Source organism: Arsukibacterium sp., assembly GCF_036735525.1.
Lineage (GTDB): Bacteria > Pseudomonadota > Gammaproteobacteria > Enterobacterales > Alteromonadaceae > Alishewanella.
The window spans coordinates 1-1508 of the sequence record NZ_DAINOE010000207.1 but is presented as its reverse complement, the minus strand read 5'-3'; the positions used below and the strand labels follow the sequence as shown (position 1 = coordinate 1508).

The window sequence follows — 1508 nt, the reverse complement described above, 5'->3', positions numbered from 1 at the left end:
TATTGCGATAGAGGGGTATTTAAACAACTTTTTGGTTGACCCCAGATTAAGCAATTTAGAGGCGGAGGTGCCACTGTAATGCAGTCGCTGGCCGTTGCTATTAACGACACTGCCATAAGCCGCCATGCGTTAGATGCTGGCGTGGGCGAGTTGCGGGATATTAAAAGCCCGTTGGTGTTGCGTTATAGAGCCGGCCGCGAAAAAGGCACCTGGTACCTGGTGCGCTATGAGAACAGGAAGAAGCAACGCATTCGCCTTGGTTACTGGCCAGTACTGAAAACAAAAGACGCCCAGACCATTACTGCCGATTTACTTAAAAAGCTGGGTACCGGATCTGAGTTGCAAAGCAGCCAATTTGTGACAGTAGGCCAGCTGCTGCAGTGGTACCAAAAGCGGATAGCCCGCGAACTGGTTAAAAGCGAAAGCCGGCGCAGCGGTGTTATTACCGTGATTGATAAACACTTATTGCCCTGTATGGGCGCTATACGCATTGCTGACATAACCAAAGCCGTTATTGACGATAAGTTGATGCTACCGCTGCAAAGCCAGGATCTTAAGCCCGGCACTATACGCAACTACTTTGGCATGTTTAAGCGGGTATTTGCCAGTGCGCAGGAACTGGGGCTGATCAGCTTAAACCCGCTGGCAGGTATGAAGTTTGTGGATTACATACAGCGGCGGGTGTTGGCCCGTGAATCGTCGCTATTAACGTCTGACCGGCAGCAGATCATTAATGCCATTCTGGGGTATTCACCGGCGGCCATGGTGCTGCAGCTGCTTATGTTGATGTTTGCGCTGCGCATTGGTGAGGCCAGGCAGTTAACTAAAAGCATGGTTAATATGCAAAGGGGCCTGCTGGCTATACCCGGCAGCATTACTAAAACGGGCCACGATAACAACCTGCCATTGACTACATGGGCCACCGCCATATTAAGCACATTAATTGATGTTAGGGCCGGTGACTATCTGGTGATGGTTAACGGTGAGCCAGCAACTAAAGACCAGGCACAGCAGTTAATACGCAGCTCAGCTAATCGCCGGTACCGCTCGCACGACTTACGCAAGCTGGCCAGATCGACATGGGCTGAAATTGGCATGGATTACTGGGTATCAGAGCGGCTGCTTAATCACCGCCAGAAAGGGCAGGACCAAGCCTACATAAAAGCCGATGCATACGATGTAAAACTGGCAGCGCTGCAGCAATACCATGACCTGCTATTTACAGGTTTTGATGTAGGCACAGTGCAGGCATTACTTAAAGCGGCATTAACTGGCAAGGCTTGCCAAAGCTAGAGTTGGCGCGGCGCCACACTTTCAGTAAGAGAATGTGTAATTAAACCAACTGAACATTTTAAAAGGGGTTTTTAGTGTTAATTATAGGCATTGATCCGGACCTAACTGCCAGCGGTGTTGCTGTGATAACTCCGGATAATCGAATTGTTGAAATGGAGCGGGTTAAGTTTGCTGCCCTAGTCGATTACATTAACTGGCAAGCTATGAAAGTGGAC

General features: G+C 49.5%; 1 protein-coding gene. It reads left to right on the top strand.

Translation table 11 applies throughout. From position 1 onward, the window contains the following. Positions 1-78: 78 nt before the first annotated feature. A complete protein-coding gene (locus V7D78_RS17320; protein ID WP_333609698.1) occupies positions 79-1293 on the top strand; it encodes a tyrosine-type recombinase/integrase in 1215 nt (404 codons plus the stop codon). Positions 1294-1508: the final 215 nt, after the last annotated feature.